This is a genomic window from Phenylobacterium sp., assembly GCF_030645195.1.
In the GTDB taxonomy this organism is placed as follows: Bacteria; Pseudomonadota; Alphaproteobacteria; order Caulobacterales; family Caulobacteraceae; genus Phenylobacterium.
Genome location: NZ_JAUSLW010000053.1, coordinates 1 through 1505, shown reverse-complemented (window position 1 = coordinate 1505; position 1505 = coordinate 1). Strand labels below are relative to the sequence as shown.

Sequence of the window (1505 nt, the reverse complement as noted above, 5' to 3'; positions counted from 1 at the left end):
CCTCGCCATGCGCCAGGCCGGAAAGCCCGCCAAGGTCGCCCTCATCGCCGTCGCCAGGAAGATCGCCGTCGCCGCCAACAGCATGCTCAAGACCAAGCAACCCTGGACCAAACCAACTTGACCTTCAACACAGTCGCCGGATCGGCCTAGCGGCCGTCCGGGATGACGGCAGTCATTGTTCTGAGAGGGGAGTTTGACCTCTCATCCGATCGGCCACCTTCTCCGCAAGGGAAGAAGGGACCAGTCAGCGTCACGCCGGTTGGGCGAGCGCCTTGTCGAGGTTCACCGCGACCTTGTCGATGAAGCCCTCGGTGGTCAGCCAGCCCTGGCTGTCGCCCACCAGCAGGGCCAGGTCCTTGGTCATGGAGCCGCTCTCGACGGTCTCGACGCAGACCCGCTCCAGGGTGCGGGCGAAACGGTCCAGCTCGGGATTGCCGTCCAGCTTGGCGCGGTGTTCGAGACCCCGCGTCCAGGCGAAGATCGAGGCGATGGAGTTGGTGGACGTGCTCTCGCCGCGCTGGTGCTGGCGGAAGTGGCGGGTGACGGTGCCGTGGGCGGCCTCGGCCTCCATGGTCTTGCCGTCGGGGGTGATCAGCACCGAGGTCATCAGGCCGAGCGAGCCGAAGCCCTGGGCCACCTGGTCGGACTGCACGTCGCCGTCGTAGTTCTTGCAGGCCCAGATGAAGCCGCCGGACCACTTGAGCGCCGAGGCCACCATGTCGTCGATCAGGCGGTGCTCGTAGGTGATGCCGGCTTCCTTGAACTGCGCGGCGTACTCGGCGGCGAAGATCTCGGCGAAGATGTCCTTGAAGCGGCCGTCATAGCCCTTGAGGATGGTGTTCTTGGTGGAGAGATACAGCGGATAGGTGCGCTGCAGGGCGTAGGCGAAGGAGGCGTGGGCGAAGTCGCGGATCGACTCGTCGAGGTTGTACATGGCCATGGCCACGCCGGAGCCCGGATAGTCGAACACCTCGTGCTCGATGACCTGGCCGTCCTTGCCTTCCCACTTGATGGTCAGCTTGCCGGGGCCGGGCACCTTGAAGTCGGTGGCGCGGTACTGGTCGCCATAGGCGTGGCGGCCGATGATGATCGGCTGGGTCCAGCCGGGGATCAGGCGCGGCACGTTCTTGCAGATGATCGGTTCGCGGAAGACAACGCCGCCGAGGATGTTGCGGATCGTGCCGTTGGGCGACTTCCACATCTTCTTCAGCTTGAACTCTTCGACCCGGGCCTCGTCGGGGGTGATGGTCGCGCACTTGATGCCGACGCCGTACTTCAGGATGGCCTCGGCGGACTCGACGGTGATCTTGTCGTCGGTGGCGTCACGGCTCTCCATGCCCAGGTCGTAATAGGCCAGGTCGATGTCGAGATTGGGCAGGATCAGCTTGTCCTTGATCCACTGCCAGATGATGCGGGTCATCTCATCGCCATCGATATCGACGACAGGATTGGCGACTTTGATCTTGGCCATGAGGGCGATGCGCTCCGGGGCGTAAAATTGGCTT

Annotated in this window: 1 protein-coding gene; it reads right to left on the bottom strand. The window is 64.1% G+C overall.

Features of this window, described 5'->3' with window-relative positions:
* Positions 1-250: 250 nt before the first annotated feature.
* Positions 251-1471: an NADP-dependent isocitrate dehydrogenase gene (locus tag Q7T09_RS04565; RefSeq protein WP_304698004.1), complete on the bottom strand. Its 1221-nt coding sequence runs from the start codon at positions 1469-1471 to the stop codon at positions 251-253.
* Positions 1472-1505: the final 34 nt, after the last annotated feature.